A 25493-nucleotide genomic window follows, 5' to 3' on the forward strand; every position below is an offset into this window, starting at 1 on the left:
GGCGGCGGCGCGAAGGAGTCAGCCGAGCTGCGCGGCGTAGACCTGCAGGTGGATCCAGGCCGTGTCCAGGCGCGGCACGCGCAGGCCGAAGTGGGCGGCGCGATGGGCCATGTCGCCGACGATGTGCGCGGCTTCCACGCGCTGGCCGGCCTGCAGGTCGCGCAGCATCGAGGCGGTCAGCGACGAGCCGGGCTGGGTGAGCACCTCCAGCATTGAGGCCTGCGCGGTCTCGGGCACCTTGGCGCCCGCCGCGGCGGCCACGTCCAGGCACTCGCGGTACAGGCCGGTCATGAAGTCGCGCCCACCCTCGCAGGCCACGATCGCACCGACGCTGCCGCGCATCAGGCAGGTCGCCCCCGCCAGCGCGGTGAGGAAGCTGTACTTGGTCCACTGCGCCACGGCGATGTCGCTGCGCGCCTCGTACTGCACCCCGGCCTGCGCCAGCACCGCGGCCAGGGCCTGCACGCGCGGTGTGTCGCCGCTGCCGTCGTGCTCGCCGAAGGTGATCGAGGCCGCCTTGCCCAGGTGCACGATCTGGCCCCGCTCGCCCTTCATCGCGCTGATGAAGCACAGCCCGCCCAGCACCCTGTCCGCGCCGAAGCGCGCATCCAGGGCCGCGTAGTGCAGCAGGCCGTTGAGGATCGGCAGCACGGTCGTGTCCGGGCCGACCGCCGGGGCGATGGCATCGAGCGAGCTGTCCAGGTCGTAGGCCTTGCAGCTCAGCAGGACCAAGTCGAAGGGCCGCTGCGCCGCCAGCGCCGGCAGCGCCTCGGCGGTGACGCAGGCCACGGCCAGGTGCGCGTCGCCCAGCGGGCTCTCGATCACCAGCCCGTCGCGGGCCAGCTGCTCGGCGCGCGCCGGGCGCACCAGGAAGGTCACATCGACCCCGGCCTGCGCCAGGCGACCGCCGAAATAGCCGCCGGTGCCGCCGGCCCCCAATACTAGGATGCGCATGCCTTGCCTCTTACTCGGTCAACGGCAGGCATGTAAGCACGCAGGCGCGTGCTGCGCCATCGCGCGCATCTGCGCCGAAGGCGACGCAGGCGGACGTTGCGGTCATTGCTTGACCAGTTCGACCCGGCGGTTGCTGGCCTTGCCGTCCTCGCTGCTGTTGTCGGCCACCGGGTCGGCCTGGCCGAAGCCGGCGGCGGACAGGCGCGCGGCCTCCACGCCCTGCGCGGTCAGCGCCGCCACCACCGCCTTGGCCCGGCCTTCGGACAGCGCCTTGTTGTGCGCCGGATCGCCGGTGTTGTCGGTGTAGCCGTTGACGGCCAGCTTCAGCGCCGGATCGTCCTTGAGCAGCTGCACGACCTGGGCGATCTGCGGCTGCGAGTCGGGCAGGATCTCGGTCTTGTCGGTGGCGAAGTTGACGTGCAGCGCGACCTTGCCGGCCTTGTCGATCTGCGCCTTCAGCGCGCTGGCCGGCAGCAGGCCGGCGGTGATCTGCAGCGGCTTGGTCTCGGCGATCAGCAGCCCGGCGCCGAACTGATAGCTGCACAGGTGGATCCAGATGTCGCGGTCGGCGCGATGGACCACGAACACCTGCACGGGGTTGTTGTAGAAATCGCCCAGGCCATCGACGAAGCGGGTGGTCGGATCGCCGCGCCAGCTCTTGAGCTGGTCGCGCGCCTCGGCGGGGATCTGCCCGTCGAAGATCTTGCGCCCGCCCATGGCCGCCACCGCGGCCTCGATGTTGCGGGTCAGCTCCAGCTGCGAGAACGTCCTGCCCTGCGCCGCGCTGACATTGGTCCACCAGATCCGGCCTTCCACCGGCTCGAGCCGGTCGCCGGTCCACAGCGGCACCTGGTCGAACTCGGCCAGCTCCGCCTTGTTGGTCGGCACGTAGCCATCGGGCAGCTTGAGGTAAGGGAAGTCGCCCAGCGCCACGCTCGACACCGGCAGGCTGGCCGGATCGAAGCCCTTGACCGCGGCCGGCGCGGTGTCCTTGGCCGCCGCGGGCGCGGCGGCGTCCTGCGCCGAGGGCGGCTGCGGCTGCGGCTTGCATGCCACCAGCGCCAACGCGCCGCTCAGCACCGCCACGGTCATGACCACCTGCCTCATGTCGCACTCCTTTGCCTGGGATGGCCGGCAAGTGTAGTGCGCGGCGGTGGACCGCCGCACCGGCCGGGCCGTGCGTCGCTGACGCAGGGCCCGATGCGGCCGTCAGCTGCGCAGCCCCACGCCGCGCTTGAGCAGGTAGAGGCCCAGCGCGGCCAGGGCGACGACGAAGCCCAGCATCAGCGCATAGGCCACCCACAGCGGCACGTCCGAACTGCCCAGCAGGCCGTAGCGGAAGGCGTTGACCATGTAGAAGATCGGGTTGAGGTGCGTGGCGCCTTCCGCCCAGCCCGGCAGCAGCTTGACCGAATAGAACACGCCGCCCAGATAGGTCAGCGGGGTCAGGATGAAGGTCGGCACGATGGCGATGTCGTCGAACTTCTTGGCATAGGCCGCGTTGACGAAGCCGGCCAGCGAGAAGATGGTCGCGCCCAGCAGCACGGTGCTCAGCGTCACCAGCGGGTGCGGCACGCGCACCGGGGTGAAGAACATCGCGATCGCCAGCACGATGGCGCCGACCATCAGACCGCGCAGCACCGCGCCGGCCACGTAGCCCAGCAGGATCACCCAGTTGGGCATCGGGCTGACCAGCAGCTCCTCGACATGGCGCCCGAACTTGGCGCCGAAGAAGCTGGAGGAGATGTTGCCGTAGCTGTTCTGGATCACGCTCATCATCACCAGGCCCGGCACGATGAACTGCATGTAGGAGAAGCCGCCCATGTCGCCGATCTTCGAGCCGATCAGGCCGCCGAAGATCAGGAAGTACAGCGTCATCGTGATCGCCGGCGGCACCAGGGTCTGGCCCCAGATGCGCAGGATGCGGGCGATCTCGCGCCGGGTGATGGTCCACAGCGCGGTCAGGTTGCGGCGGGCGTTGCTGGTGGTCGGCACCAGGGTCGGGGTGCTGCTCATGCGGAGGTCTCCTGCGCGGCGGCGGGCGCAGCGGTCATGCGGACGAACAGCTCTTCGAGCCGGTTGGACTTGGTGCGCATCGAGCGCACGCGGATGCCGGCCTCATCGAGCGCGTCGAACACGCGGTTGAGTTCCATCTGCCGCGGCATGTCCAGGTCCAGCGTATGCGGGTCGGCGGCCAGCAGCGTGGCGCCCTCGATCACCGGCAGCTGCGCGGGCAGCTCGCCGTCGATGTCCAGCAGGAAGCCCTCCACGTCCAGCTGCGCCAGCAGCGCGCGCATCGGGCCCTGCTGGACGATGCGGCCGTGGTTGATGATCGCCAGGTTGCGGCACAGGCTCTCGGCTTCCTCCAGGTAATGGGTGGTGAGGATGATCGTGGTGCCGGCGGCGTTGATCTCGCGCAGCGTCTTCCACATGCCGCGGCGGATCTCGATGTCCACCCCGGCGGTGGGTTCGTCCAGGATCAGCAGGCGCGGGCGGGTCATCATGGCGCGGGCGATCATCAGCCGCCGCTTCATGCCGCCGGAGAGCGTGCGGCTCATCAGGAAGGCCTTGTCCCACAGCTGCGCGCGCTTGAGCTCCTCTTCCGCGCGCGGAACGGCCTCATCGCGTGGGATGCCGTAGAAGCCGGCGTAGTTGACCAGGATGTCGAAGGGCTTCTCGAACAGGTTGAAGTTGATCTCCTGCGGCACCAGGCCGATCAGGCGCATGGCCGCGTCGCGGTGCGCGACCAGGTCGGTGCCGAACACCTGCACCTGCCCGGAGGTCTTGTTGACCAGCGAGGAGATGATGCCGATCAGCGTGGACTTGCCGGCGCCGTTGGGCCCGAGCAGGGCGAAGAAGTCGCCGGGCTCCACGCTCAGCGACACGCCCTTGAGCGCTTCGACGCCGTTGTCGTAGCGCTTTTTCAGATCGACGATGGACAGCGCCGGCACGGGACCGGCGACAGGGGAGAGCGAGGTCATGGAAGGCCTTGGCGCGGGCGTTGAGCCCGCATGACAGACAGAGCCCTATTATAGGTGCCCCGCCCCGGCAGCCCGGGCATCACACCGTTCCAACGCCTTGGCCATCGCGCAGTTTCCGCTGGAATTCATCGCTCGCCGCATGCTGGCCCCGAGCGTGGGCCATTACGTGTTCCGCCGCGCCGACCAGGCCGCGCTGGATTTCATCCCCGGGCAGTTCGTCCAGGTGCACTTCACCATGGCCGACGGCAGCGCGGCGCGGCGCAGCTATTCGCTGGCCAACGTGCGCACGCCCGGCGCGGCGGCCGACGGCACGGTGGAGATGGCGGTGAGCTATGTGCCGGGCGGAGCGGCCACGGCGCTGTTCGAGGCGCTGACGCCGGGCCAGGTGGTGCAGGCCAGCGGGCCGTTCGGCCGCTTCACCCTGCAGCCGGGCGATGCCAATGCGCGCTATGTGCTGATCGCCACCGGCACCGGCGTGACGCCGTACCGGGCCATGCTGCCGGCGCTGGCCGCGGCCATGGCCGGGCGCGGCGTCGAGGTGGTGCTGCTGCAGGGCGCGCGCACCCTGGGCGAGCTGCTCTACCACGACGAGTTCGCCGCCTTCGGCGCCGCACACCCGGGCTTCTCCTACCTGCCCTGCCTCTCGCGCGAGCAGCAGGCCGGCGCGCACCACGGCTACGTGCAGCAGGCCCTGCCGGGCATCGCGCCCGACCCGGCCCGCGACATCGCCTACCTGTGCGGCAACCCGGACATGGTCGACGCCTGCTTCGAGGCGCTGAAGGGCGAAGGCCTGCCGATCCCGCAGATCCGTCGCGAGAAATACGTCAGCTCGAAATAGCGCCTGGCCGCGATGTAAAGCGTGCTTGACACGCCGCCGCTGCCGCGCGCAGGATGGTGTCAACCTTCCTTGACATCGCGCTTCGCATGGACACCGCTTCCGTTGCACGACCGCGCCCAGGCGCGCCGCCTTTCGCCACAGGCGGGGCACGCCGATGAATGACCAGACCACGCCGCCGCCGCGCTCGCTGCGCTGGCGCCTGCCGCTGATCGCGGCCCTGGCCGCCGCGGTGGCGGTGCTGGCGCTGGTGCCGGGCCTGCTGCCCACGCTCAGCGCCGAGGGGCGGCAGACGCTGCTGGGCATGGCGGCGGGCATGGGCACCGCGCTGGCCGTGCTGCTGCTGGTGCTGCTGATCCCCGGTGCCCGCCGCACCTATTTCCTGCTGCTGGAGGCCCGCGAACAGGGCGCCTGCGCCGACCGGCGCGTGCGCTGGTTCAGCGGCATCGCCCTGGCGCTGTACGTGCTGCTGGTGCTGCTGGCGCGCTGGGGCGTGCCGCAGACCGCCTCGCCGCTGCAGGTGCTGGTCCTGGGCGCGCTGCCGCTGCTGGCGATGGGGCTGTTCGTGGCGGCCACCGTGCTGCGCCTGCGCCAGCTGGACGAGCTGATGCGCAAGCTGGAGGTGGAAAGCTGGGCGCTGGCGGCGCTGCTGGTCTCGCAGGGCTATTTCGCCGTCTGGCTGCTGCTGCGCCTGGGGCTGGTGCGGATCGACGCCGGCAACGCCCTGCTGTGGGTGGGCGTGTGGCTGATGGTGGTGCAGCTGGTGGTCTACACCTGGCAGCTGCGCAAGTACCTGTGAACAGCCGCGTGCGCGAACTGCGCGAGGCGCGCGGCTGGTCGCAGGCGGCGCTGGGCCAGCGCCTGGGCGTGTCGCGCCAGACCGTCAACTCGATCGAGACCGGCAAGTACGACCCCAGCCTGCCGCTGGCCTTCCAGATCGCCCGGCTGTTCGGCGAGCCGATCGAGGCGATCTTCCTGTTCGAACCGTAAGCGGCGCCGCACCCGGTCACATCGGCCGGCGCCGCGCGTCATGTCAGCATCCACATCCGGACCACGGATGCCTTCCAAGGAGAGTCCCATGCAACAACGATGGTGGTGGCCAGCCCTGCTGCTGGCGGCCAGTGTCCCGGCGGCGCAGGCGCGCACGCTGGGCACGCTGGAGTTCAAGCCCTGCACGCTCAGCGCGCCGCTGATGCCCGCCTCGGTGGAGGCCCAGTGCGCCACGCTGCAGGTGCCGGAGAACCGCGCCGCCCCGGGCGGACGCAAGATCGCCCTGCGCATCGGCTGGGTGCCGGCGCAGAACGACACCTCCGCCGAGCCCGATCCGGTGTTCATGCTGGCCGGCGGCCCGGGCCAGTCGGCGCTGGATACCTATCCGCAGCTGCAGACCGCCTTCGCCAAGGTCAACGCCAAGCGCCACGTGATCCTGGTCGACCAGCGCGGCACCGGCGGCTCCAATCCGCTGCAATGCCCGCAGCCGGACAAGGCGCAGGACATCGACACGCCCGATGGCGCCGGCGCCTATGCGCGCAGCTGCCTGGCGCAGCTGGAGAAGAAGGCCGACCCACGCTTCTACACCACCGGCGATGCGATCGCCGACCTGGATGCGGTGCGCCAGGCCATCGGCGCGGCCAAGATCGATCTGGTCGGCGTGTCCTACGGCACGCGCGTGGCCCAGCAGTACGCGGCCACCTATCCGCAGCACACGCGCGCCATCGTGCTCGACGGCGTGGCGCCCAATTCGCTGGTGCTGGGCAACGAGTTCGCGCAGAACCTGGAAAGCGCGCTGGACCTGCAGTTCGGCCGCTGCGCCAACGACAAGGCCTGCGCCGACAAGCTGGGCAACCCGCGCCAGCGCCTCAACGCGCTGATGCAGACCCTGCGCACGCAGCCGCCGACGGTGAACTTCCGCGACCCGGTCACCGGCGCGGCGCGCCAGGAAACCCTGCACGCCGGTGATGTGGCCGGGCTGGTGCGCATGTCCGCCTACATGCCGCTGATGACCGCCACCCTGCCCCTGCAGTTCGCCGAAGCCGCGCAGGGCCGCTACGACACGCTGGCCGCCACGGCCAGCCTGATCGGCGGCTCGCTCTCCGATTCGATGGCCATGGGCATGCAGCTGTCGGTGATCTGCGCCGAGGACGGTAGCGAGCTCGCACCCGATCCCAGGCAGGACGGCTCGCTGCTGGGCAACGCCATCGTCGAGGGGCTCAAGGCGCAGTGCGCGGTATGGCCCAAGGGCACGCGCGCGGCGAACTTCCGCAAGCCGTTGTCCACCGATGTGCCGGCGCTGCTGCTGAGCGGTCAGTTCGATCCGGTGACCCCGCCGCGCTACGGCGCGGAGGTGGCCAAGTCGCTGCCCAACGCGCGCCACCTGGTGCTCAAGGGCCAGGGCCACAACGTCATCGCCGTGGGCTGCGCGCCGCAGCTGCTGGGCCAGTTCCTGGACAAGGCCGACGCCAAGTCGCTCGACGCCACGTGCCTGGACCGCCTCACCGACACCCCGCCTTTCACCGGCTTCTACGGATGGGACCCATGATCGCCCTGCAGAATCTCCACAAGACCTTCCAATCGAAGAAGACCGTGGTCAAGGCCGTGAGCGGGGTGGACTTCACCGCCGCCGACGGCCAGATCACCGGCCTGCTCGGTCCCAACGGCGCCGGCAAGACCACCACCCTGCGCATGCTCTACACGCTGATGCAGCCCGACCAGGGGCAGGTGCTGATCGACGGGCTGGACGTGGCCGCAGATCCGCAGGCCGCGCGGCGCGCACTGGGCGTGCTGCCCGACGCGCGCGGCGTGTACAAGCGCCTGACCGCTCGCGAGAACATCGCCTACTTCGGCGCGCTGCACGGCCTGGACAAGGCCACCATCGCCGCGCGCACCGAGCGCCTGGCGCACGCGCTGAACATGACCGACTTCCTGGACCGGCGCACCGAGGGCTTCAGCCAGGGCCAGCGCACCAAGACCGCCATCGCCCGCGCGCTGGTGCACGACCCGCGCAACGTCGTACTGGACGAACCGACCAACGGCCTGGATGTGATGACCACCCGCGGCCTGCGCGAATTTCTCAAGCAGCTGCGCGGCGAAGGCCGCTGCGTGGTGTTCTCCAGCCACATCATGCAGGAGGTGGCCGCACTGTGCGATCGCATCGTGATCATCGCCAAGGGCACGGTGGTGGCCGCCGGCACGCCCGATGAACTGCGCGCGCTGTACGGCCGGGACAACCTGGAGGACGCCTTCGTCGAAGCGATCGGTTCGGAGGAGGGCCTGCTCGCATGAACAGTCTCAAGACCCTGTGGGTGGTGATGCGCAAGGAGTTGCTCGACTTCTTCCGCGATCGCCGCACCGTGGCGCTCTCGCTGCTGCTGAGTCCGGTGCTGGTGCCGGTACTGCTGATCGGCCTGTTCACCCTGACCGAGAACCGCATCCGCGACCTGACCGACAAGCCGCTGGAGTTGCCGGTGATCGGCAAGCAGCACGCGCCCAACCTGATCGCCTGGCTGGAAGGCCAGAACGTCACCATCGTCGATCCCCCGGCCGATGTCGCCGCGGCCATCGCCGAGCAGAAGGCCGACGTGATCCTGCGCATCGGCGATGACTACGGTGAGAAGTGGCGCAAGAGCGAACCGGCGCCGGTGGAGATCCTGAGCGATTCGACCCGGCAGAACGCCGAGGTGCCGGTCAAGCGCGTGCAGGCCTTGCTGCGCGCCTACAACAGCCAGGTCGGCGCGCTGCGCCTGCTCGCGCGCGGTGTCAGCCCTGCCGCAGCCGCGCCGCTGCAGATCAGCGACACCGACATGGCCTCCGAGGAGGCCAAGCGCGGCCGGCTGGTGGGCGTGCTGCTGCCGTACCTGCTGATCCTCAGCGCCTTCATCGGCGGCGCCTACCTGATCATGGACGGCACCGCCGGCGAGCGCGAACGCCAGTCGCTGGAGCCGCTGCTGGCCACGCCCGCCCCGCGCGGCGCGGTGGTCAGCGGCAAGGTCGCCGCGGCCTGCGCGGTGGCACTGCTGTCGCTGGCGCTGACCCTGCTGATGTTCAAGCTCACCGCGGTGATCTCGCCCACGGTCGGGCGGCAGATGGCGGTGAGCTTTTCCACCATCGCGCTGCTGCTGCTGATCCTGATGCCGATGGTGTTCATCGGCACCACGCTGCTGACCTACCTGTCGGCCACGGCCAAGAGCATGAAGGAAGCGCAGAGCCACATGAGCTGGCTGATGCTGCTGCCGATGCTGCCCTCGATCGTGCTGATGGTGAACCCGGTCAAGACCCAGCTGTGGCAGTTCGCCGTGCCGTTCCTGGCGCAGAACCAGCTGATCCTGAAGGTCGTGCGTGGCGAGGTCGTCTCGCCGGCGCAGTGGGGCATCTATCTGGGCGCCAGCTTCGCCCTGGCCGGGCTGATGTGGTTCCTGGCGGTGCGCCGCTACCGCGGCGAGCAGCTGGCGATCTCCGGCTGAGCCTGCATCGCCCGCAACGAACAAGGGCCGGCAATGCCGGCCTTTTTTTTTGCGTTGCCGGGCGCGCTCAGCCCGGGTTGAAGGCGATCGTGCGGCGCGTGGTGCTGGTGGCGCCGGTGGGCTCGAACTTCCAGCGCTTGACCGCGGTCAGCGCGGCGCGATCGAACACGCGCGGCGGCGTGGCCTGGACCACGCGCACGTTGCTGACATCGCCATCGCCGCCGATGGTGATCTCCACCACCACCTGGCCACTGGTGCCGGCGCGCAGCGCATCCATCGGATAACGCGGCGGCGGCGCACTGAGCAGGCGCCGCTCGCCGCTGGAGGCGGCCGGCGCGGACGAGGGCGATCCCGATGACTCGGCGGGCGCTGCCGCAACCGGCGCCGGACGTTCGGCGGCCGCCTGCGGGCGCGGCGCCGGCGCGGACGCCGGTGCTGCCGGCGCATCGCGGGTGTTGTCCTCGCGCGCGGCGCGCGGCTGGGCGGCCGGCGCCTGCGCTGCCTGCTTCTGCTGGGCGGCCTGTTCGGCCAGGCGCTGGGCCTCCCTGGTCTTGGCCTCGGCGGCGGCCTTGGCCTTGGCCACCTCGTCGCTGCTCTGCTGGGCCAGCAGCTTCTCGCCGGCCTCGGTGGCCGCCGCTAGCCGTGGCAGGGACGGCGCGTTCGGATCGGCCTTGCGGATCAGCGCCTGCAGGCGCCGGGCCTCGTCGAAGTCCTTGCGGCCGATGCTCTGCTCGGCGGCGATCACCGTGTAGGGCATGAAGTCGGTCAGCGCACTGGTCACCGCCGGATCGTCGGGCTGCTTGTCGCGCAGGGCCAGGTAGTACTCCACCGCATTGTCGCCAGCCGGTGCGTACAGACGGTTCTGGCCGATCGCACGCGTGGCGGCGGCGCGTAGATCGTCGGTGCTCATGGCCTGCACGCTGGCCGCCACCGCGCCCTTGGGCGCGGCATCGGCGGCGATGGCCTGGGCGGCGCTCTGCGGGTCGGCCGGCGGCGGCGTGCTGGCGGCCGGCGTGGAAGCAGGCTGCTGCGAGCAGGCGGCGAGCAGTCCCAGCAGCGCAAAGGCGGCCACGGGCCGCAGGGCGGTCGGTGTGAGCTTGGACATCGATGGTTCCCCTGAAGGGTCCGCATGGCGCAGACCAAGTGGCGAAACTCGCGTCAAGCGCCGCGGTTGTCAACTGCCCGGGCGGGTCACTTGCCGATGCAGAACGTGGAAAAGATCCGGCCCAGCAAGGCGTCGGGCGAGATCCTGCCGGTGATCTCGCCCAGCGCGTCGTGGGCCAGGCGCAGTTCTTCGGCGGCCAGCGCCAGGGATTCGTGATCGAGCTCGCGTTTTGCCAGTGCCGCGTGCTCGCGTGCGTCTTCCAGCGCCTGTACGTGGCGGGCGCGCGCCGAGAATTCTCCCTCCACCGCGGCGCCGGCCTGGCCCAGCGCCAGGGCCTGCAGGCGCGCCACCAGCGCATCGAGGCCGGCGCCGGTGCGCGTGGACAGCGCCAGCGCGGCCTGGTCCAGGCGCGGCGCGTCGGGCAACAGGTCGAGCTTGTTGTGCAGCCACAGCTTGGGCGTGGCCGGATCCAGCACATCGGCCACCGCGGCGCGGCCGGCCTGCGGGTCGCGCGCGTCGAGCATCACCAGCGCCACATCGGCGCGGCGCAGTTCGTCGCCGGCGCGGCGCATGCCCTCGCGTTCGATCGCATCGCCGCCCTCGCGCAGACCGGCGGTGTCGACCAGGGTCAGTTCGACGCCGTCGATGCGGATCACTTCGTGCAGCGTGTCGCGCGTGGTGCCGGCGGTGTCGGTGACGATGGCGCGTTCGCGCCCGGCCAGGGCGTTGAGCAGCGAGCTCTTGCCGGCGTTGGGCGGCCCGACGATCACCACGTGCAGGCCATCGCGCAGCCGGCGACCGCGCTGGGCTTCGTCCAGCAGCTGTTCGAGATCGGCCAGCAGCGCCTGCACGCCGGCATGCACCGCCGCGCCGCCCAAGGTCTCCAGCGGCTCGTCGGCGAAGTCGATCGCCGCCTCCACGTGGACCCGCAGCCGCAGCAGCTGCTCGGCCAGGGCTTCGACGCGGCGCGAGAACACGCCATCGAGCGAACGCCGCGCCGCACGCGCCGCGCGCGCGTCGCCGGCGGCGATCAGGTCGGCCACCGCCTCGGCCTGGGCCAGGTCGAGCTTGCCGTTGAGGAAGGCGCGTTCGGAGAACTCGCCCGGCCGCGCCTGGCGCGCACCCAGCGCGCAGGCGCGCGCCACCAGCGCACGCAGCACCACCGGGCTGCCGTGCGCCTGCAGTTCGACCACGTCCTCGCCGGTGAAGCTGGCCGGCGCGACGAAGGCCAGCGCGATGCCGTCGTCGATCACCTCGCCCGCGCCATCGACGAAGCGCGCGTAGCGCGCCTGCCGCGGCGCCAACTCGCCCGCGCCCATCGCCTGGGCGATCTGCCTCGCACGCGGGCCCGACAGGCGCACGATGCCCACCCCGCCCGCGCCGGCGGCAGTGGCCACGGCGGCGATGGTGTCGGTGTGCGAGGGCGATGCGTGCATGGCGTGCGGATTCGATAAGGACAGTGCGGCGGACGGCATCGTGCCCGTGCCGCCGCCCAAAAACAAAAGAGGCTTCGCCGGCGTGCGGGGGACACGCCGGCTGATGACATGAGCGCGGTCATGGAGAGCGGACTTCGCCGAGCAGCCTCGACCCGGCCGGGCGCGACTCCTCGGCTCGGTCCGCCATCCCTGGCCCGCTCTCCGCGCGTCCGCCAGGGTCGAGGCTTTCGCGGCGGATAGACCACGGCTCCTTCCGACCCGAAGGCATCGAGCAAGCGCTCTGCCCCTTCTCTTTCGCCGCAGGCGAAGTGGGGGGCCGGGGTGGGGTGCTTTTGCTCTTCGCTTCTGTGGCTTGCCCGGTAAAGCCCCGACCCCTCCCCATCCCTCCCCTGCGCTGCGCGCAAGGGAGGGGGCCTCAAGTCGATGCCTTCCCGTCGCTGATCGCGTTGGTCGGGAGGGAGAGGCTTGAACGACCGCGCAAACCGAAGCGTTGTGACTTGACGCGAGCCGCCCCTGCCCATCCGAAGCCACAACGCCCACACGCCGCGATCCATCAACGTGAAAGAGACAAAAGAAAAGCCCGCCGATGACGGTGGGCTTTTGCGGTGAAGCGTGGAGCGACTTACTTGCGGACCGTCTTGTCCGGCTTGTCGCTTTCCGGCTTGCCCAGCGAGGGCTGGCCGTGGACGCGGCCCATCCACCACTGCTGCAGCAGGCCCAGGCTGCCGTTGGTCACCCAGTACAGCACCAGGCCAGAGGGGAAGAAGGCCATGGTCGCGCCGAAGATCAGCGGCATGAACTGCATCATCTTGGCCTGGGTCGGGTCCATGCCCGTGGTCGGCGAGAGCTTCTGCGTCAGCCACATCACCAGCACGTTGAGCACCGGCAGGATGAAGTAGGGATCGCGCGCGGTGAGGTCGTGGATCCACAGGATCCACGGCGCCTGGCGCAGCTCGACCGACTCGTTGAGCACCCAGTACAGGCACAGGAAGATCGGCATCTGCACCAGGATCGGCAGACAGCCGCCCATCGGGTTGATCTTCTCCTTCTTGTACAGCTCCATCATGGCCTGCTGCAGCTTGGCCCGATCCTCGCCGTAGCGCTCCTTGAGCTGCTGCATGCGCGGCTGGAACTTGCGCATCTTAGCCATCGACTTGTACTGGGCCGAAGACAGCGGGAACAGCACCAGCTTGACCACCACCACCAGGCCGATGATCGACCAGCCCCAGTTGCCGAGCAGATCGTGCAGATGGCTCAGGATCCAGAACAGGCCCGAGCCGATCACCGCCAGCGGCGCGAAGCGGCTGTAGTCCACCGCGCTGTCCAGGCCGGGAATGCCGGAGGCCTTGATTGCCTTAACCAGCTTCGGGCCGACCCACAGCCGAGCATCGGTGGTGCCGGTCTGGCCCGGCGCCACGGTCAGGCTGGGTCCGGTCTCGCTGACCAGGTAGCGGCGCACGCCGCCGACGGTGCGCTCATCCAGCGACACCAGCGCCGGCTGCTGCGGATCGGGCACCCAGGCGCTGAGGAAGTGATGCTCCAGCATCGCGATCCAGCCGCCCTTCATGTCCTGATTGAGCTTGCCGTCTTCCAGGTAGTCGTCGCCGAACTTGCGGCGCTCGTAGGCCCCGCTGGCGGTGCGCCAGGCCGCGCCGACCAGGCTGAAGGCATGCGGATTGGTGATGCCGCCCTTGACCGGCGGCGGCGGCGTGCGCTCGAGCTGGCGATAGATCACCGCCGTCCACGGCGCGCTGCCGGTGTTGGTGACCTGGTCGGAGACGCCGACCAGATAGGCGCCGCGGGTGATGGTGAAGGTGCGCACGATGCGCACGCCATTCCCTTCCCAGACGAAGGGAATGCGCAAGCTGTCCTGGCCGCTGGCCAGCATGTAATCGCGCTGCGGCTGCTCGGGGCGGAACACCGCGCCCGGGCCCGGCGCGGCGCTGCCCTGGCTGGTCCAGGCCAGGCCGGCGGTGTAGAGCTGGGCGGGGTTCTGGTTGAACAGTTCCACCGGCGGCGCGCCGGGATCACGGCTCTGCGGGTATTGCAGCAGCTGCGCGCGCAGCACCTTGCTGCCGTCGATGACCAGCTTGAGCGTGTCGGTGGTGACGGTGACCTGGGTCGAAGCCGCGGCCGGCGCGGCGGCGGCGGAATTGGCCGGCGCGGTCGTGGACGCGGCGGTGCCGGGCGACGGCGTGGTCGCCAGCCCCTCGGTGCTGGGCACGCCGCTGCCGCCGGCATCGGCCGCGGGCGTCGTCGTGGCCGCCGCCACCGGGGTGGCCGGATGGTCCTGGGCGGTCTTCCACTTGCCCCACTCCATCCACAACAGGGTCGCCACCATCAGCCAGGCGAAGATCAGGAAAACACGGGTCTGGTTCATGGAAGCAGGCAGTCTCAGCCGGTTGCAGCGTCCGGCGTGGAAAGGGAAGAGGAGGGGCGCGCTGGCGCGGGGCGCATTGTGCCGCCCGCATCCGGGGCGGGCAACGCGCCGGCGCGCTGCAGCAGCTGATCGAAGGCCGCGCGCAGCTGCGCGGCCGAGGCCTGCGCGGCCGCCGGGCGTGCCACCAGCACGTAGTCGCCGGCCGGCAGCGCCAGGCGCAGCGCACGGAAGTGGTCGCGCAGCACGCGCTTGATGCGGTTGCGTCCGACCGCGCGCTTGTCGACCTTGCGCGAGACCGCCAGGCCCAGGCGCGCCTGTTCGCCACCGGCCGCCAGGTGCAGGGCGATCAGCGGCGTGGCGTGGCGGCGGGCGAGGCCGAAGACCCGGGTGTACTCGGCCGAGGTGCGCACGCGCGCCCGGCGGGGAAAGGTCTTGGACGAAACGTCAGGACTCATGGCACGACAAAGCCCGCGCCGTTGCGCGGCGCGGGCTTGGTGTGCAAACGCATGCTGTGATGACCGGCCGCGCACAAGGCGCGGCGCGAGACATCAGGCGCAGAGCGTCTTGCGGCCCTTCGCGCGGCGACGGGCGAGGATCTTGCGACCGTCAGCGGTCTTCATGCGGGCACGGAAACCGTGGTCGCGCTTGCGCTTGAGGTTGCTGGGCTGGTAGGTGCGCTTGGTGGCCATGGGGCACTCTCAGGCGATAAGGGGTGGAAAGAACCGGAAATTCTACGGGGCGGCCAAAGCGCACGTCAAGCTTGCGTGTGCCCGGCCTGTGGATGGAACTGTGGATGAGCGGTGGTCGGACGGTGGGCAAAGCGGACGACGTGGTACCCTGCCCGACCCTCTTTTCCACGTGCCGTCGGGCTGCGCGAGCTGGCCCGGCGCTGGATGACCGATCTCTCAAAGATGGATGCCTGGCCCCGCTGCCTAGAACGCCTGGAAGCCGAATTACCGGCCGAAGATGTCCACACCTGGCTCAAGCCGCTGCAGGCCGAACAGCGTCCCGACGCGGTCGTGCTCTATGCGCCCAATGCCTTCATCGTCGACCAGGTGCGCGAGCGCTACCTGCCGCGCATCCGTGAGCTGATCGACCATTACGCCGGCTTCGACCAGGTCTCGCTGGCGGTCGGCTCGCGGGCCAAGGCGGCCGAGCCGGCCGCCGCCTCGGGCAACGGCGCGAGCGCCTCGCTGACCACCGCGGCCACCGCGCCGGTCGAGCCCTTCGCCGGCAACCTCGATACCCACTACACCTTCGACAACTTCGTCGAAGGGCGCAGCAACCAGCTCGGCCGCGCCGCCGCCTGGCAGGCCGCGCAGAAGCCTGGCGATCGCGCCCACAACCCGCTGCTGCTGTACGGCGGCACCGGGCTTGGCAAGACGCACCTGATGTTCGCGGCCGGCAACGAGATGCGCCGGCAGAACCCGGCCGCGCGCGTGCTGTACCTGCGCTCGGAGCAGTTCTTCAGCGCCATGACCAAGGCGCTGATCGAGCGGACCATGGATCAGTTCAAGCGCCGTTTCCAGCAGGTCGACGCGCTGCTGATCGACGACATCCAGTTCTTCGCCGGCAAGGACCGCACCCAGGAAGAGTTCTTCCACACCTTCAACGCGCTGTTCGACGGTCGCCAGCAGATCATCCTGACCTGCGACCGCTACCCGCGCGAGGTGGAGGGCCTGGAGCCGCGGCTGAAGTCGCGCCTGGCCTGGGGCCTGTCGGTGGCCATCGACCCGCCTGACTTCGAGACCCGCGCGGCCATCGTGCTGTCCAAGGCGGCCGAGCGCGGCACCCACATCCCCGACGATGTGGCCTTCCTGCTGGCCAAGAAGATGCGCTCCAACGTGCGCGACCTGGAAGGGGCGCTCAACACGCTGGCCGCGCGCGCCAACTTCCTGGGCCGGGCGATCACGCCGGAGTTCGCCCAGGAGACCCTGCGCGACCTGCTGCGCGCCCAGCAGCAGGCCATCGGCATCCCCAACATCCAGAAGACCGTGGCCGACTACTACGGCCTGCAGATCAAGGATCTGCTGTCCAAGCGCCGCACCCGCTCGCTGGCGCGCCCGCGCCAGGTGGCCATGGCCCTGACCAAGGAGCTGACCGAACACAGCCTGCCCGAGATCGGCGACGCCTTCGCCGGGCGCGACCACACCACCGTGCTGCACGCCTGCCGGCAGATCCGCACGCTGATGGAGTCCGACGGCAAGCTCAAGGAAGACTGGGACAAGTTGATCCGCAAGCTCAGCGAGTGAGCGGGCGGGCCCCGCGGTGGCTATGCTGTGCGGGTCGCCGCATTCATGGAACATCCGGTGGGCGGTAGGGGGTCGAAGCTGTGGATAAGGCGTGGATCGATTTGTCGATGAAAGTTGTCCACAGTTTTTCCCGCAGCAAACCGACACGCCATCCACCGGGTTTCAAGCGAATAAAAACGAGGCTGATCAATAGGTTAGATCGGTTTTCCCGGAAATCCGCGGCAACCATCACCATCAGCTTTTAAGATTTATACACTTCTAAAAACCTAGAGCACCGGGACACCCACGATGCGTTTCAGCCTGCAGCGAGAAGCTTTCCTCAAACCCCTGGCGCAAGTGGTCAATGTGGTGGAGCGTCGTCAGACCCTGCCCGTGCTGGCCAATTTCCTGGTGCAGGTGAACAACGGCCAGCTCTCGCTGACCGGCACCGACCTCGAAGTCGAAATGATTGCGCGCAGCGCGGTCGAGGACGCCCAGGACGGTGAGACCACGATTCCGGCACGCAAGCTGTTCGAAATCGTGCGCGCCCTGCCCGATGGCAGCCGCATCACCGTCAGCCAGACCGGCGACAAGGTCAGCGTCGCCGCAGGGCGCAGCCGCTTCACCCTGGCCACGCTGCCGGCCAACGATTTCCCGTCGGTCGACGAGGTCGAGGCCACCGAGCGCGTCACCGTGCCGGAAGCGGCGCTGAAGGAGCTGATCGAGCGCACCGCGTTCGCCATGGCGCAGCAGGATGTGCGCTACTACCTCAATGGCCTGCTGTTCGACCTGCGCGATACCTCGCTGCGCTGCGTGGCCACCGACGGCCACCGCCTGGCGCTGTGCGAATCGGGCCTGGAGACCGGCGGCAGCCTGACCAAGCGTCAGATCATCGTCCCGCGCAAGGGCGTGACCGAGCTGCAGCGCCTGCTGGAAGGCGGCGACCGCGTGCTGGAGCTGGAAGTCGGCCGCAGCCACATCCGCGTCAAGCGCGACGATGTCACCTTCACTTCCAAGCTGATCGACGGCCGCTTCCCCGACTACGAGGCGGTGATCCCGATCGGCGCCGATATCGAGGTCAAGCTGGACCGCGAGGTTCTGCGCGCCGCCTTGCAGCGCGCCGCGATCCTGTCTAACGAGAAGTACCGCGGTGTGCGCGTGGAGCTCTCGCCCGGCCAGCTCAAGGTCAGCGCGCACAACCCCGAGCAGGAAGAGGCGCAGGAAGAGATCGAGGCCGACACCAAGGTCGAATCGCTGGCGATCGGCTTCAACGTCAACTACCTGCTCGATGCCCTGTCCGCCCTGCGCGACGAGCACATCGTGATCCAGCTGCGCGATGCGAATTCCTCGGCGCTGGTGCGCGAGGCCGGCAGCCAGCGTTCGCGCCACGTCGTCATGCCACTGCGCCTCTGACGCGGTGCTGTTCCACGTGAAACACGACGCGACGCCCGGAGTTTTCCGGGCGTCGCCGTTTGGGAGCGTTCGACCTTGGACGTGACGCGGCTGGTCGTGGGCGGGCTGCGCAGGTTCGAACGGGTCGAGCTGGCGCCTGCCCAAGGCCTGAACCTCATCACCGGCGACAACGGCGCCGGCAAGACCAGCCTGCTTGAGGCCTTGCACCTGATGGCCTGGGGGCGCAGCTTTCGTGGCCGCGTCCGCGACGGGCTGATCCGGACCGGCACCGACGCGGTCGAGGTCTTCGTCGAATGGACCGAAGCCGGCCACGAGCGGCTGCGCAAGGCCGGCCTGCGCCACAGCGGTCAGGAGTGGCAGGGGCGCCTGGACGGCAACAACGTGGCCCAGCTCGGTGATCTGTGCGCTGCGCTGGCCGTCGTGAGCTTCGAACCGGGCAGCCATGCCCTGGTGACCGGGAGCGGCGAGCCACGCCGGCGTTTCCTGGATTGGGGCCTGTTCCACGTGGAACAGGACTTCCTGCCGACCTGGCGGCGCTACAACCGCGCCCTCAAGCAGCGCAACGCCCTGCTGAAGGCCGGCGGCAGCCTGGCCCAGTTGGACGCCTGGGATGCGGAGCTGGCCGATGCCGGGGAAGCGGTCACCGCGCACCGCCTGGCCTACCTCGACCGTCTGCAGACGCAGCTCTCGGAGGCCGCGGAGGCGCTGGTGCCCATGCTGGGGCGTGCACAGCTGGCTTTTGCGCCCGGCTGGAAGCGCCAGGAGCTGTCGTTGGCCGACGCGCTGCTGGTGACGCGGGATCGCGACCGGCAGTTCGGCCATACCGGCGTGGGGCCGCATCGCGCGGACTGGCGCGTCGATTACGCCGCCCTGCCCCAGCGCGAAACCCTGTCCCGCGGCCAGGCCAAGCTCACCGCCCTGTCCTGCTTGCTTGCCCAGGCACAGGACTACGCGGTGCAGCGCGGGGAATGGCCGGTGATCGCGCTGGACGACCTCGCCTCGGAGCTGGACCGCCGCCATCAGCAGCGCGTGCTGGACCGCCTGCTCGGCAGCGGCGCCCAGATCTTCCTGACCGGGACCGAGCCGCCTGCCGGGCTCGGAGACCGCACGCCCGGCGCCTGGTTCCACGTGGAACACGGCGCGGTCGCGCCTCGCTAGGACAGGGGCCATCAGGGGGCCAACCCCGGCCAATGCTATAATTCGCGTCCTTTCCCAGTGCCGGTCGCGCCTGCGCATGCTGCGTGGCGGACCGGCCGTGCAGGCAATCGATACGCGAATGACCGAGCAGAACCCGCCGACCACTCCCGGCCAGAACGGCAACTACGACGCCAACAGCATCACGGCCCTGGAAGGCCTGGAGGCGGTGCGCAAGCGCCCCGGCATGTACATCGGCGACGTGCACGACGGCACCGGCCTGCACCACATGGTCTTCGAGGTCGTCGACAACTCCATCGACGAGGCCCTGGCCGGCCATGCTGACCATGTCGCCGTGACCATCCACGCCGACGGTTCGGTGTCGGTGTCCGACAACGGCCGTGGCATCCCGGTCGGCAAGCATGCGCAGATGAGCGCCAAGCTGGGCCGCGAGGTCTCCGCCGCCGAGGTGGTGATGACCGTGCTGCATGCCGGCGGCAAGTTCGACGACAACAGTTACAAGGTCTCCGGCGGCCTGCACGGCGTGGGCGTCAGCGTGGTCAACGCGCTGTCGGAAAAGCTGCTGCTGGACGTGTTCCAGAATGGCGCCCACTACCAGCAGGAATTCAGCAACGGCGCGGCGGTGGCCCCGCTGCAGCAGCTGGGCGAGACCACCAAGCGCGGCACCACCGTGCGCTTCTGGCCCTCGGTCGTGGCCTTCCACAACAACGTGGAATTCCACTACGACATCCTGGCCCGGCGCCTGCGCGAGCTGTCCTTCCTCAATTCCGGCGTCAAGATCGTCCTCGCCGACGAGCGCGGCGAGGGCCGCCGCGACGATTTCCACTACGAGGGCGGCATCCGCAGCTTCGTCGAGCACCTGGCCCAGCTGAAGACCCCGCTGCACCCCAACGTGATCTCGGTGACCGGCGAGCACAACGGCATCACCGTGGAGGTAGCGCTGCAGTGGACCGACTCCTACCAGGAGACGATGTACTGCTTCACCAACAACATCCCGCAGAAGGACGGCGGCACCCACCTGGCCGGCTTCCGCGGCGCGCTGACCCGCGTGCTCAACACCTACATCGAGCAGAACGGCATCGCCAAGCAGGCCAAGATCAACCTGACCGGCGACGACATGCGCGAAGGCATGATCGCGGTGCTGTCGGTGAAGGTGCCCGACCCCAGCTTCTCCAGCCAGACCAAGGAAAAGCTGGTCAGCTCCGACGTGCGCCCGGCGGTCGAGAACGCCTTCGGCGCGCGCCTAGAGGAGTTCCTGCAGGAGAACCCGAACGAGGCCAAGGCCATCGCCGGCAAGATCGTCGATGCCGCCCGCGCCCGCGAGGCCGCGCGCAAGGCGCGCGACCTGACCCGCCGCAAGGGCGCGCTGGACATCGCCGGCCTGCCCGGCAAGCTGGCCGACTGCCAGGAGAAGGATCCGGCGCTGTCCGAGCTGTTTATCGTCGAGGGCGACTCGGCCGGCGGCTCGGCCAAGCAGGGCCGCAATCGCAAGAACCAGGCGGTGCTGCCGCTGCGCGGCAAGATCCTCAACGTCGAGCGCGCGCGCTTCGACCGCATGCTCTCCTCCGATCAGGTCGGCACGCTGATCACCGCGCTGGGCACCGGCATCGGCAAGGACGAGTACAACCCGGACAAGCTGCGCTACCACCGCATCATCATCATGACCGACGCGGACGTGGACGGCGCGCACATCCGCACCCTGCTGCTGACCTTCTTCTACCGGCAGATGCCCGAGCTGATCGAGCGCGGCCACGTCTACATCGGCCTGCCGCCGCTGTACAAGCTCAAGCAGGGCAAGCAGGAGCTGTACCTGAAGGACGACGCGGCGCTCAACGCGTACCTGGCCAACAGCGCGGTCGAAGGCGCCTCGTTGATTCCGGCCACCGGCGAGCCGCCGATCTCCGGCGAAGTGCTGGAGCGGCTGCTGATCCTCTATGCCAACGCGCGTGAGGCGATCGGCCGCAACGCCCATCGCTTCGACACCACGCTGCTTGAGGCGCTGATCGACGCCGCGCCGGTCGATGCGCTGGTCGGCCTGGCCGACGATGCCCTGCGCAGCGAACTGGGCAAGCTGGAAGCGGCCCTCAACAGCAGCAGCATCGGTAGTCCTCGTTACACTCTGGAACTGCAGCCGGCCAACGACCAGCGTCCTGCAGCCCTGCTCTCGCATCGCCGCCACATGGGCGAAGAGCTGACCCAGGTGCTGCCGCTGTCCTCGTTCGAGACCGGTGAACTGCGCGCGGTGCGCGATGTCGCCGCCCAGCTGTACGGCCTGGTGCGCGAAGGCGCGCAGATCCAGCGCGGCACCCGCAGCCAGGAAGTCTCCAGCTTCGCCCAGGCCCAGGCCTGGCTGCTGGAGGAAGCCAAGAAGGGCCGCCAGATCCAGCGCTTCAAGGGCCTGGGCGAAATGAACCCCGAGCAGCTGTGGGATACCACGGTGAACCCGGACACGCGCCGCATGCTGCAGGTGCGGATCGAGGACGCGGTCGCCGCCGACGAGATCTTCAGCACGCTGATGGGCGATGTGGTCGAGCCGCGGCGCGAGTTCATCGACGCCAACGCCCTCAAGGTCACCAACCTCGACATCTGACGCCGTGACGAACGCGCGCACGGAGGCGCCCGCCCTGCCCGGCGCCCCCCCGCCGCTGCCCGCGGCGGCGGTCCCGGCTCCCCTGCCCCTGGCGTCCGCGCTGCGCCGGTTCGGGCTGGAAGTGCTGATCATGGGCGTGCTGTTCGCCCTGCTCTCGCTGGTCGGCGCGGTCGCCTGGGGCTTCTGGCGCGGGCTGATGCTGGCCATCCACGGCACGGCGCCGGCCGATGCGGCGGCGATGATGCAGGCCATCGGCCGGCCTGGCCCGCTGGCGGTGATGGCCATGAGCGTGCTGTCCGTCGGCGGCACGGCGCTGCTGGCGATGGCCTGGCGCGCCCCGGCGCGCAAGGGCGAGCGTCAGGCCGCCGCCGCCGCCCTGCGTCGGGTCCCGACCTGGCTGCTGGTGCTGTTCACCGCCGCGGCCACGATCACCTGCAGCATCGTCGGCGCCCAGCTCGCCGCCGCCTTCCAGGAGACCCTGCAGCCGAGCAATCTGGAGCTGGTGCGCGGCACCGTGGGCCGCCATCCGCTGCTGCTGGTGCTGTTCGCGGTGGTGCTGGCGCCGCTGTACGAGGAAGTGCTGTTCCGGCGGGTGCTGTTCCGGCGCCTGTGGCGCGATGGCTGGCCGCGCCTGGGCATGGTGCTCAGCGGCGTGCTGTTCGCCCTGATGCATGAGCCGCCGATCCTGGGCGGCAAGCCGCTGATCGCCGCCGCGCCGCTGTGGCTGGTCTACACCGGCATGGGCATCGCGTTCGCCTGGGTCTACCGGCGCACCGGCTCGCTCTGGGCGGCGGTGCTGGCGCATGCGCTCAACAACGCCTTCGCCATCGGCATGCTGCTGCTGTTCGGGATCGATGCCTGAGTCTGCCGCGCTTGACAAGGGCGTCACCCGACCCCGGCAAGACTCCCGCCCCATGACCCGCCGTCCCCGCGCCCTGCTCGCCCCGCTCTGTGCCGGCCTGATGGCCGCGCTGCTGGCGGCCTGCGCCACCACGACCTCCTCGACCGGCCGCCGGCAGAACGTCGGCGCCGTCTCCCAGGCCGAGCTGGACCAACTCGGCGCCCAAGCCTTCGCCGAGGCCAAGCAGAAGCAGCCGCTGAGCAAGGACCCCAAGCAGATCGCCTACGTGCGCTGCGTGGTCAATGCCCTGGTCGCCCAGCTTCCGGCCAGCGAGCGCGGCATCGCCTGGGAAACGGCGGTGTTCGAGGACAAGGAGCCCAACGCCTTCGCCCTGCCCGGCGGCAAGGTCGGCGTCAACACCGGCATCTTCACCGTGGCCAAGAACCAGGACCAGCTGGCGGCGGTGATCGGCCACGAGATCGGCCACGTCGTGGAACATCACTTCGACGAGCGCATCACCAATCAGGTCCGCACCTCGCAGGCGCTGGCTATCCTCGGCGCGCTGGCCGGCGACTACGGCCAGCTGGTGACCGAAGGCGGCGGCATGGCGGCCAATGCTGGCTTCCTGCTGCCCAACTCGCGCCGCCAGGAGAGCGAGGCCGACGTGGTCGGCCAGCGGCTGATGGCGCAGGCCGGCTTCGACCCGCGCCAGGCGGTGAACCTGTGGCAGAACATGCTCTCCGCCGGCGGCGCCCGCCCGCCGCAGTGGCTCTCCACCCATCCCGATCCGCAGTCGCGCATCCGCGAACTGTCCACGCGCGCCGACACGCTGGTGCCCGATTACGAGGCCGCGCGCGCCGCCGGCCGCAAGCCCCGCTGCGGTTGAATAGCGAAACCGGCCATTTGTAGGCCCGGGACAACGAAATCCGCACACATTGCGCTGGCGATTCTGCTAGTTTCGCCGACCCGGTCACTTGTTGGCCTGCTGTTCAGCCCCCCGCACTCACGCAAGACCGATCCACACGAGGTGATCCATGTTGTTGCGCACCCCCAAGCGTGCCCTGCTGTCCCTGGCCGTCATCGGCCTGTTGGCCGGCACGGTGTCCGTCGAAGCCTCGGCCCAGCAGACGCGTGAGCGCGCCGGCCGCAACAAGGGCGACGACGCCAAGCAGCAGGTGCTCTATCCGGATGCGACCCGCGTCGCGCCGGAAGGCAAGAATTCGCGCAAGGGCGGCCCGATGGCCGAGAAGATGATCAAGGCCTACAACGATCAGGACTGGGCCAAGGCGCGCGCCGACGCCGATGCGCTGATCGCCAGCCCCGATTCGAACGACTACGACAAGGCCCTGGCCGCGCAGATCGCCTCGCAGGCCGCCTACAGCACCGACGACGAGGCCGCCGCCAAGGCCTATCTCAAGCAGGCCATCGACCTCAACGCGCTGGACAACAACGGCCACTACCAGGCCATGTTCATGCTGGCCCAGCTGCAGCTGCAGGACGAGCAGTACGCCGACGGCCTGGCCACGCTGGACAAGTACCTGGCCGAGACCAAGTCCAAGAAGCCCGAGGACCTGGCGCTCAAGGGCCAGGCCCTGTACCAGGCCGAGCGCTACGCCGAGGCGATCGAGCCGCTCAAGCAGGCCATCGCCACCTCGTCGGATCCCAAGCCGCAGTGGAGCCAGGTGCTGATGGCCAGCTACGAGGCCAGCAACCAGTCCGGCGAGGCGCTCAAGCTCGCCCAGGACATGGCCGCCAAGGCGCCCAACGACAAGACCGCGCAGATGAACCTGGCGGTGGTCTACTCGCAGAACGACCAGCCGGAAAAGGCCGCCGAGATCCTCAACAAGCTGCGCGCCTCCGGCCAGTTGACCACGGACAAGGAATACCGCCAGCTGTACGCGACCTTCTCCAACATGGACAAGCACGAGAAGGACACCATCGAGGTCATCAACGACGGCCTGGCCAAGGGCATCCTCAAGCCGAACCTCGAGGTGTATCAGATCCTGGCCCAGTCGTACTACTATTCGGAACCGCCCCAGATCGCTCAGGCTATCGACGCCTGGCAGAAGGCGGCACCTCTGGACACCACCGGCGAGACGTATCTCAATCTCGCGCGTGTCCTGATGCAGGAGAATCGTCCCGCCGAGGCCAAGAAGGCCGCTCAGTCGGCGCTGGACAAGGGGGTCAAAAAACCGCAGGACGCGAAGGCGATCATCGGCTCCAAGTGATCGCTTGGAAGCGCTTACAAAGCAGTGGATAACTGCTATGAAAGCGGTGAAGGATTGGGTTAAGCTCACGATTCCCCTGCGTTTTCTCGCGGTGGAATCCTACGAACCGACATCGGTGTGCGTCGCGGCGCACACCCCGTTTCCATCGAGTCCACTGGCGCATGGCTGAACAACTTGTCATCAACCGTTACAAGGATCAGGAAGAAGACTCCGGTCTGAACTGGTCGCGCATCATCGGCTATGCCTTCGTCATCGCCCTGCATGTCGCGGTCTTCCTGCTGCTGCTGATTCCCGCCGTCGCACCGCCGGCCCAGAAGGAGGAGGAGCAGAAGATGCTGGTGCAGATCGTCGATCCGCCGCCGCCGCCGCCCCCTCCGCCGCCGCCGCCGCCGAAGCAGGACACCCCGCCGCCGCCGGTCAAGGAGCTGTCCCCGCCCAAGCCGACGCCGGTCCCGCCGCCGCCGGAAGCCCCGCCCGTGGAAGTGCCCGATCCGCGTCCGGTGGATACCTACACCCCGCCTGCCCCGCCCGCTCCGCCGGCCCCGTCGCCTGACATCGGCGCCAGCGTGGACATCTCGTCCAAGAACATGAATCCGCCGCGCTATCCGCCGTCGGCCGCACGTTCGGGCATCGAGGGCACCGTGGTGCTGATCATTGATGTCGATGCCAGTGGCAACGTCACCAACGTCTCGGTCGAGAAGTCCAGTCGCAACCGCGATCTCGACCGCGCCGCGATGGAAGCAGCACGCAAGTGGCGCTTCAACGCCGGCCAGTCCAATGGCCAGAAGGTGGCCGGTCGCGTCCGCGTCCCGGTCGACTTCAGCATGGGCGGCTGAGCCGGACCCGTTTCACCCATTTAGCGTCACCACCACCTCTCCATTCAA

The 25493-nt window shown here is 69.4% G+C and carries 23 protein-coding genes; 14 read left to right on the top strand and 9 right to left on the bottom strand.

Annotated features, from left to right (window positions below):
• Positions 1-18: 18 nt before the first annotated feature.
• From panE to EAT51_RS03635, 4 genes are all read right to left on the bottom strand, one after another.
• Positions 19-954 carry a 2-dehydropantoate 2-reductase gene (gene panE, locus EAT51_RS03620; RefSeq protein ID WP_130520333.1) on the bottom strand — a complete coding sequence of 312 codons (936 nt, stop codon included), beginning with the start codon at positions 952-954 and terminating at the stop codon, positions 19-21.
• 102 nt (positions 955-1056) lie between these two features.
• Positions 1057-2061 (bottom strand): OmpA family protein, encoded by a 1005-nt coding sequence (locus EAT51_RS03625; protein WP_228257804.1) that lies wholly within the window; start codon positions 2059-2061, stop codon positions 1057-1059.
• 102 nt (positions 2062-2163) lie between these two features.
• Positions 2164-2970, bottom strand: coding sequence for an ABC transporter permease (locus tag EAT51_RS03630; protein ID WP_130520335.1), 807 nt, complete (start codon positions 2968-2970; stop codon positions 2164-2166).
• Positions 2967-3935 (bottom strand): ABC transporter ATP-binding protein, encoded by a 969-nt coding sequence (locus tag EAT51_RS03635; protein ID WP_130520337.1) that lies wholly within the window; start codon positions 3933-3935, stop codon positions 2967-2969. The genes EAT51_RS03630 and EAT51_RS03635 overlap by 4 nt, the downstream gene beginning before the upstream one ends.
• Before the next feature lie 139 nt (positions 3936-4074).
• On the opposite strand from EAT51_RS03635, the gene EAT51_RS03640 reads away from it, so the two are divergent.
• The 6 genes from EAT51_RS03640 (at position 4075) to EAT51_RS03665 (ending at position 9230) form a co-directional block, all read left to right on the top strand.
• Complete coding sequence (locus EAT51_RS03640; RefSeq protein WP_130520339.1) at positions 4075-4773, top strand: FAD-binding oxidoreductase; 699 nt, start codon at positions 4075-4077, stop codon at positions 4771-4773.
• 154 nt (positions 4774-4927) lie between these two features.
• Positions 4928-5569 (top strand): hypothetical protein, encoded by a 642-nt coding sequence (locus EAT51_RS03645; protein WP_130520341.1) that lies wholly within the window; start codon positions 4928-4930, stop codon positions 5567-5569.
• Positions 5566-5760 carry a helix-turn-helix transcriptional regulator gene (locus EAT51_RS03650; protein WP_130520344.1) on the top strand — a complete coding sequence of 65 codons (195 nt, stop codon included), beginning with the start codon at positions 5566-5568 and terminating at the stop codon, positions 5758-5760. The genes EAT51_RS03645 and EAT51_RS03650 overlap by 4 nt, the downstream gene beginning before the upstream one ends.
• A gap of 88 nt (positions 5761-5848) precedes the next feature.
• Positions 5849-7309 carry an alpha/beta hydrolase gene (locus EAT51_RS03655; RefSeq protein WP_130520346.1) on the top strand — a complete coding sequence of 487 codons (1461 nt, stop codon included), beginning with the start codon at positions 5849-5851 and terminating at the stop codon, positions 7307-7309.
• Positions 7306-8052: an ABC transporter ATP-binding protein gene (locus tag EAT51_RS03660; RefSeq protein WP_130520347.1), complete on the top strand. Its 747-nt coding sequence runs from the start codon at positions 7306-7308 to the stop codon at positions 8050-8052. Before EAT51_RS03655 ends, EAT51_RS03660 begins: the two co-directional genes overlap by 4 nt.
• The gene (locus EAT51_RS03665; RefSeq protein WP_130561319.1) at positions 8049-9230 is read left to right on the top strand and encodes an ABC transporter permease; all 1182 of its coding nucleotides are present in this window, start codon (positions 8049-8051) and stop codon (positions 9228-9230) included. The genes EAT51_RS03660 and EAT51_RS03665 overlap by 4 nt, the downstream gene beginning before the upstream one ends.
• A 67-nt stretch (positions 9231-9297) precedes the next feature.
• On the opposite strand, the gene EAT51_RS03670 is transcribed toward EAT51_RS03665, so the two are convergent.
• The 5 genes from EAT51_RS03670 to rpmH form a co-directional block, all read right to left on the bottom strand.
• Positions 9298-10335 carry an energy transducer TonB gene (locus EAT51_RS03670; protein WP_130520351.1) on the bottom strand — a complete coding sequence of 346 codons (1038 nt, stop codon included), beginning with the start codon at positions 10333-10335 and terminating at the stop codon, positions 9298-9300.
• An 86-nt stretch (positions 10336-10421) separates the two neighbouring features.
• Complete coding sequence (gene mnmE / locus EAT51_RS03675; protein WP_130520353.1) at positions 10422-11771, bottom strand: tRNA uridine-5-carboxymethylaminomethyl(34) synthesis GTPase MnmE; 1350 nt, start codon at positions 11769-11771, stop codon at positions 10422-10424.
• Positions 11772-12393: 622 nt separating this feature from the next.
• Positions 12394-14151 carry a membrane protein insertase YidC gene (gene yidC / locus EAT51_RS03680; protein ID WP_130520355.1) on the bottom strand — a complete coding sequence of 586 codons (1758 nt, stop codon included), beginning with the start codon at positions 14149-14151 and terminating at the stop codon, positions 12394-12396.
• A 14-nt stretch (positions 14152-14165) separates the two neighbouring features.
• Entirely contained in the window at positions 14166-14606 is a 441-nt protein-coding gene (gene rnpA, locus EAT51_RS03685; protein WP_130520356.1) for a ribonuclease P protein component, read from the bottom strand.
• Positions 14607-14699: 93 nt separating this feature from the next.
• Positions 14700-14840: a 50S ribosomal protein L34 gene (gene rpmH, locus EAT51_RS03690; protein ID WP_014162171.1), complete on the bottom strand. Its 141-nt coding sequence runs from the start codon at positions 14838-14840 to the stop codon at positions 14700-14702.
• Between the two features lie 222 nt (positions 14841-15062).
• Here rpmH and dnaA point away from each other — a divergent pair, with 222 nt between their 5' ends.
• The 8 genes from dnaA (at position 15063) to EAT51_RS03730 (ending at position 25445) form a co-directional block, all read left to right on the top strand.
• Positions 15063-16403, top strand: coding sequence for a chromosomal replication initiator protein DnaA (dnaA, locus tag EAT51_RS03695; protein WP_130520358.1), 1341 nt, complete (start codon positions 15063-15065; stop codon positions 16401-16403).
• Positions 16404-16691: 288 nt separating this feature from the next.
• Positions 16692-17795, top strand: coding sequence for a DNA polymerase III subunit beta (dnaN, locus tag EAT51_RS03700; RefSeq protein WP_130520359.1), 1104 nt, complete (start codon positions 16692-16694; stop codon positions 17793-17795).
• 75 nt (positions 17796-17870) lie between these two features.
• Positions 17871-18953, top strand: a complete 1083-nt coding sequence (gene recF, locus EAT51_RS03705; protein ID WP_130561320.1) for a DNA replication/repair protein RecF — start codon at positions 17871-17873, stop codon at positions 18951-18953.
• A 118-nt stretch (positions 18954-19071) separates the two neighbouring features.
• Complete coding sequence (gene gyrB, locus EAT51_RS03710) at positions 19072-21540, top strand: DNA topoisomerase (ATP-hydrolyzing) subunit B (protein WP_130561321.1); 2469 nt, start codon at positions 19072-19074, stop codon at positions 21538-21540.
• 4 nt (positions 21541-21544) lie between these two features.
• Entirely contained in the window at positions 21545-22402 is an 858-nt protein-coding gene (locus EAT51_RS03715; protein ID WP_228257805.1) for a CPBP family intramembrane glutamic endopeptidase, read from the top strand.
• Between the two features lie 73 nt (positions 22403-22475).
• The gene (locus EAT51_RS03720) at positions 22476-23267 is read left to right on the top strand and encodes a M48 family metallopeptidase (RefSeq protein ID WP_205954243.1); all 792 of its coding nucleotides are present in this window, start codon (positions 22476-22478) and stop codon (positions 23265-23267) included.
• A 148-nt stretch (positions 23268-23415) separates the two neighbouring features.
• Positions 23416-24609 (top strand): heme biosynthesis protein HemY, encoded by a 1194-nt coding sequence (locus EAT51_RS03725; protein ID WP_130520367.1) that lies wholly within the window; start codon positions 23416-23418, stop codon positions 24607-24609.
• A 161-nt stretch (positions 24610-24770) separates the two neighbouring features.
• Complete coding sequence (locus EAT51_RS03730) at positions 24771-25445, top strand: energy transducer TonB (RefSeq protein ID WP_130520369.1); 675 nt, start codon at positions 24771-24773, stop codon at positions 25443-25445.
• The last annotated feature ends 48 nt before the right edge of the window (positions 25446-25493 follow it).

Source organism: Pseudoxanthomonas winnipegensis (genome assembly GCF_004283755.1).
Classification (GTDB): domain Bacteria; phylum Pseudomonadota; class Gammaproteobacteria; order Xanthomonadales; family Xanthomonadaceae; genus Pseudoxanthomonas_A; species Pseudoxanthomonas_A winnipegensis.

Excerpts from the sequence above, each read along its gene's own strand:
- panE (WP_130520333.1), bottom strand. The coding sequence starts at position 954 with ATGCGCATCCTAGTATTGGGGGCCGGCGGCACCGGCGGCTATTTCGGC.
- EAT51_RS03625 (WP_228257804.1), bottom strand. The coding sequence starts at position 2,061 with ATGAGGCAGGTGGTCATGACCGTGGCGGTGCTGAGCGGCGCGTTGGCG.
- EAT51_RS03630 (WP_130520335.1), bottom strand. The coding sequence starts at position 2,970 with ATGAGCAGCACCCCGACCCTGGTGCCGACCACCAGCAACGCCCGCCGC.
- EAT51_RS03635 (WP_130520337.1), bottom strand. The coding sequence starts at position 3,935 with ATGACCTCGCTCTCCCCTGTCGCCGGTCCCGTGCCGGCGCTGTCCATC.
- EAT51_RS03640 (WP_130520339.1), top strand. The coding sequence starts at position 4,075 with ATGCTGGCCCCGAGCGTGGGCCATTACGTGTTCCGCCGCGCCGACCAG.
- EAT51_RS03645 (WP_130520341.1), top strand. The coding sequence starts at position 4,928 with ATGAATGACCAGACCACGCCGCCGCCGCGCTCGCTGCGCTGGCGCCTG.
- EAT51_RS03655 (WP_130520346.1), top strand. The coding sequence starts at position 5,849 with ATGCAACAACGATGGTGGTGGCCAGCCCTGCTGCTGGCGGCCAGTGTC.
- EAT51_RS03660 (WP_130520347.1), top strand. The coding sequence starts at position 7,306 with ATGATCGCCCTGCAGAATCTCCACAAGACCTTCCAATCGAAGAAGACC.
- EAT51_RS03665 (WP_130561319.1), top strand. The coding sequence starts at position 8,049 with ATGAACAGTCTCAAGACCCTGTGGGTGGTGATGCGCAAGGAGTTGCTC.
- EAT51_RS03670 (WP_130520351.1), bottom strand. The coding sequence starts at position 10,335 with ATGTCCAAGCTCACACCGACCGCCCTGCGGCCCGTGGCCGCCTTTGCG.
- mnmE (WP_130520353.1), bottom strand. The coding sequence starts at position 11,771 with ATGCACGCATCGCCCTCGCACACCGACACCATCGCCGCCGTGGCCACT.
- yidC (WP_130520355.1), bottom strand. The coding sequence starts at position 14,151 with ATGAACCAGACCCGTGTTTTCCTGATCTTCGCCTGGCTGATGGTGGCG.
- rnpA (WP_130520356.1), bottom strand. The coding sequence starts at position 14,606 with ATGAGTCCTGACGTTTCGTCCAAGACCTTTCCCCGCCGGGCGCGCGTG.
- rpmH (WP_014162171.1), bottom strand. The coding sequence starts at position 14,840 with ATGGCCACCAAGCGCACCTACCAGCCCAGCAACCTCAAGCGCAAGCGC.
- dnaA (WP_130520358.1), top strand. The coding sequence starts at position 15,063 with ATGGATGCCTGGCCCCGCTGCCTAGAACGCCTGGAAGCCGAATTACCG.
- dnaN (WP_130520359.1), top strand. The coding sequence starts at position 16,692 with ATGCGTTTCAGCCTGCAGCGAGAAGCTTTCCTCAAACCCCTGGCGCAA.
- gyrB (WP_130561321.1), top strand. The coding sequence starts at position 19,072 with ATGACCGAGCAGAACCCGCCGACCACTCCCGGCCAGAACGGCAACTAC.
- EAT51_RS03725 (WP_130520367.1), top strand. The coding sequence starts at position 23,416 with ATGTTGTTGCGCACCCCCAAGCGTGCCCTGCTGTCCCTGGCCGTCATC.
- EAT51_RS03730 (WP_130520369.1), top strand. The coding sequence starts at position 24,771 with ATGGCTGAACAACTTGTCATCAACCGTTACAAGGATCAGGAAGAAGAC.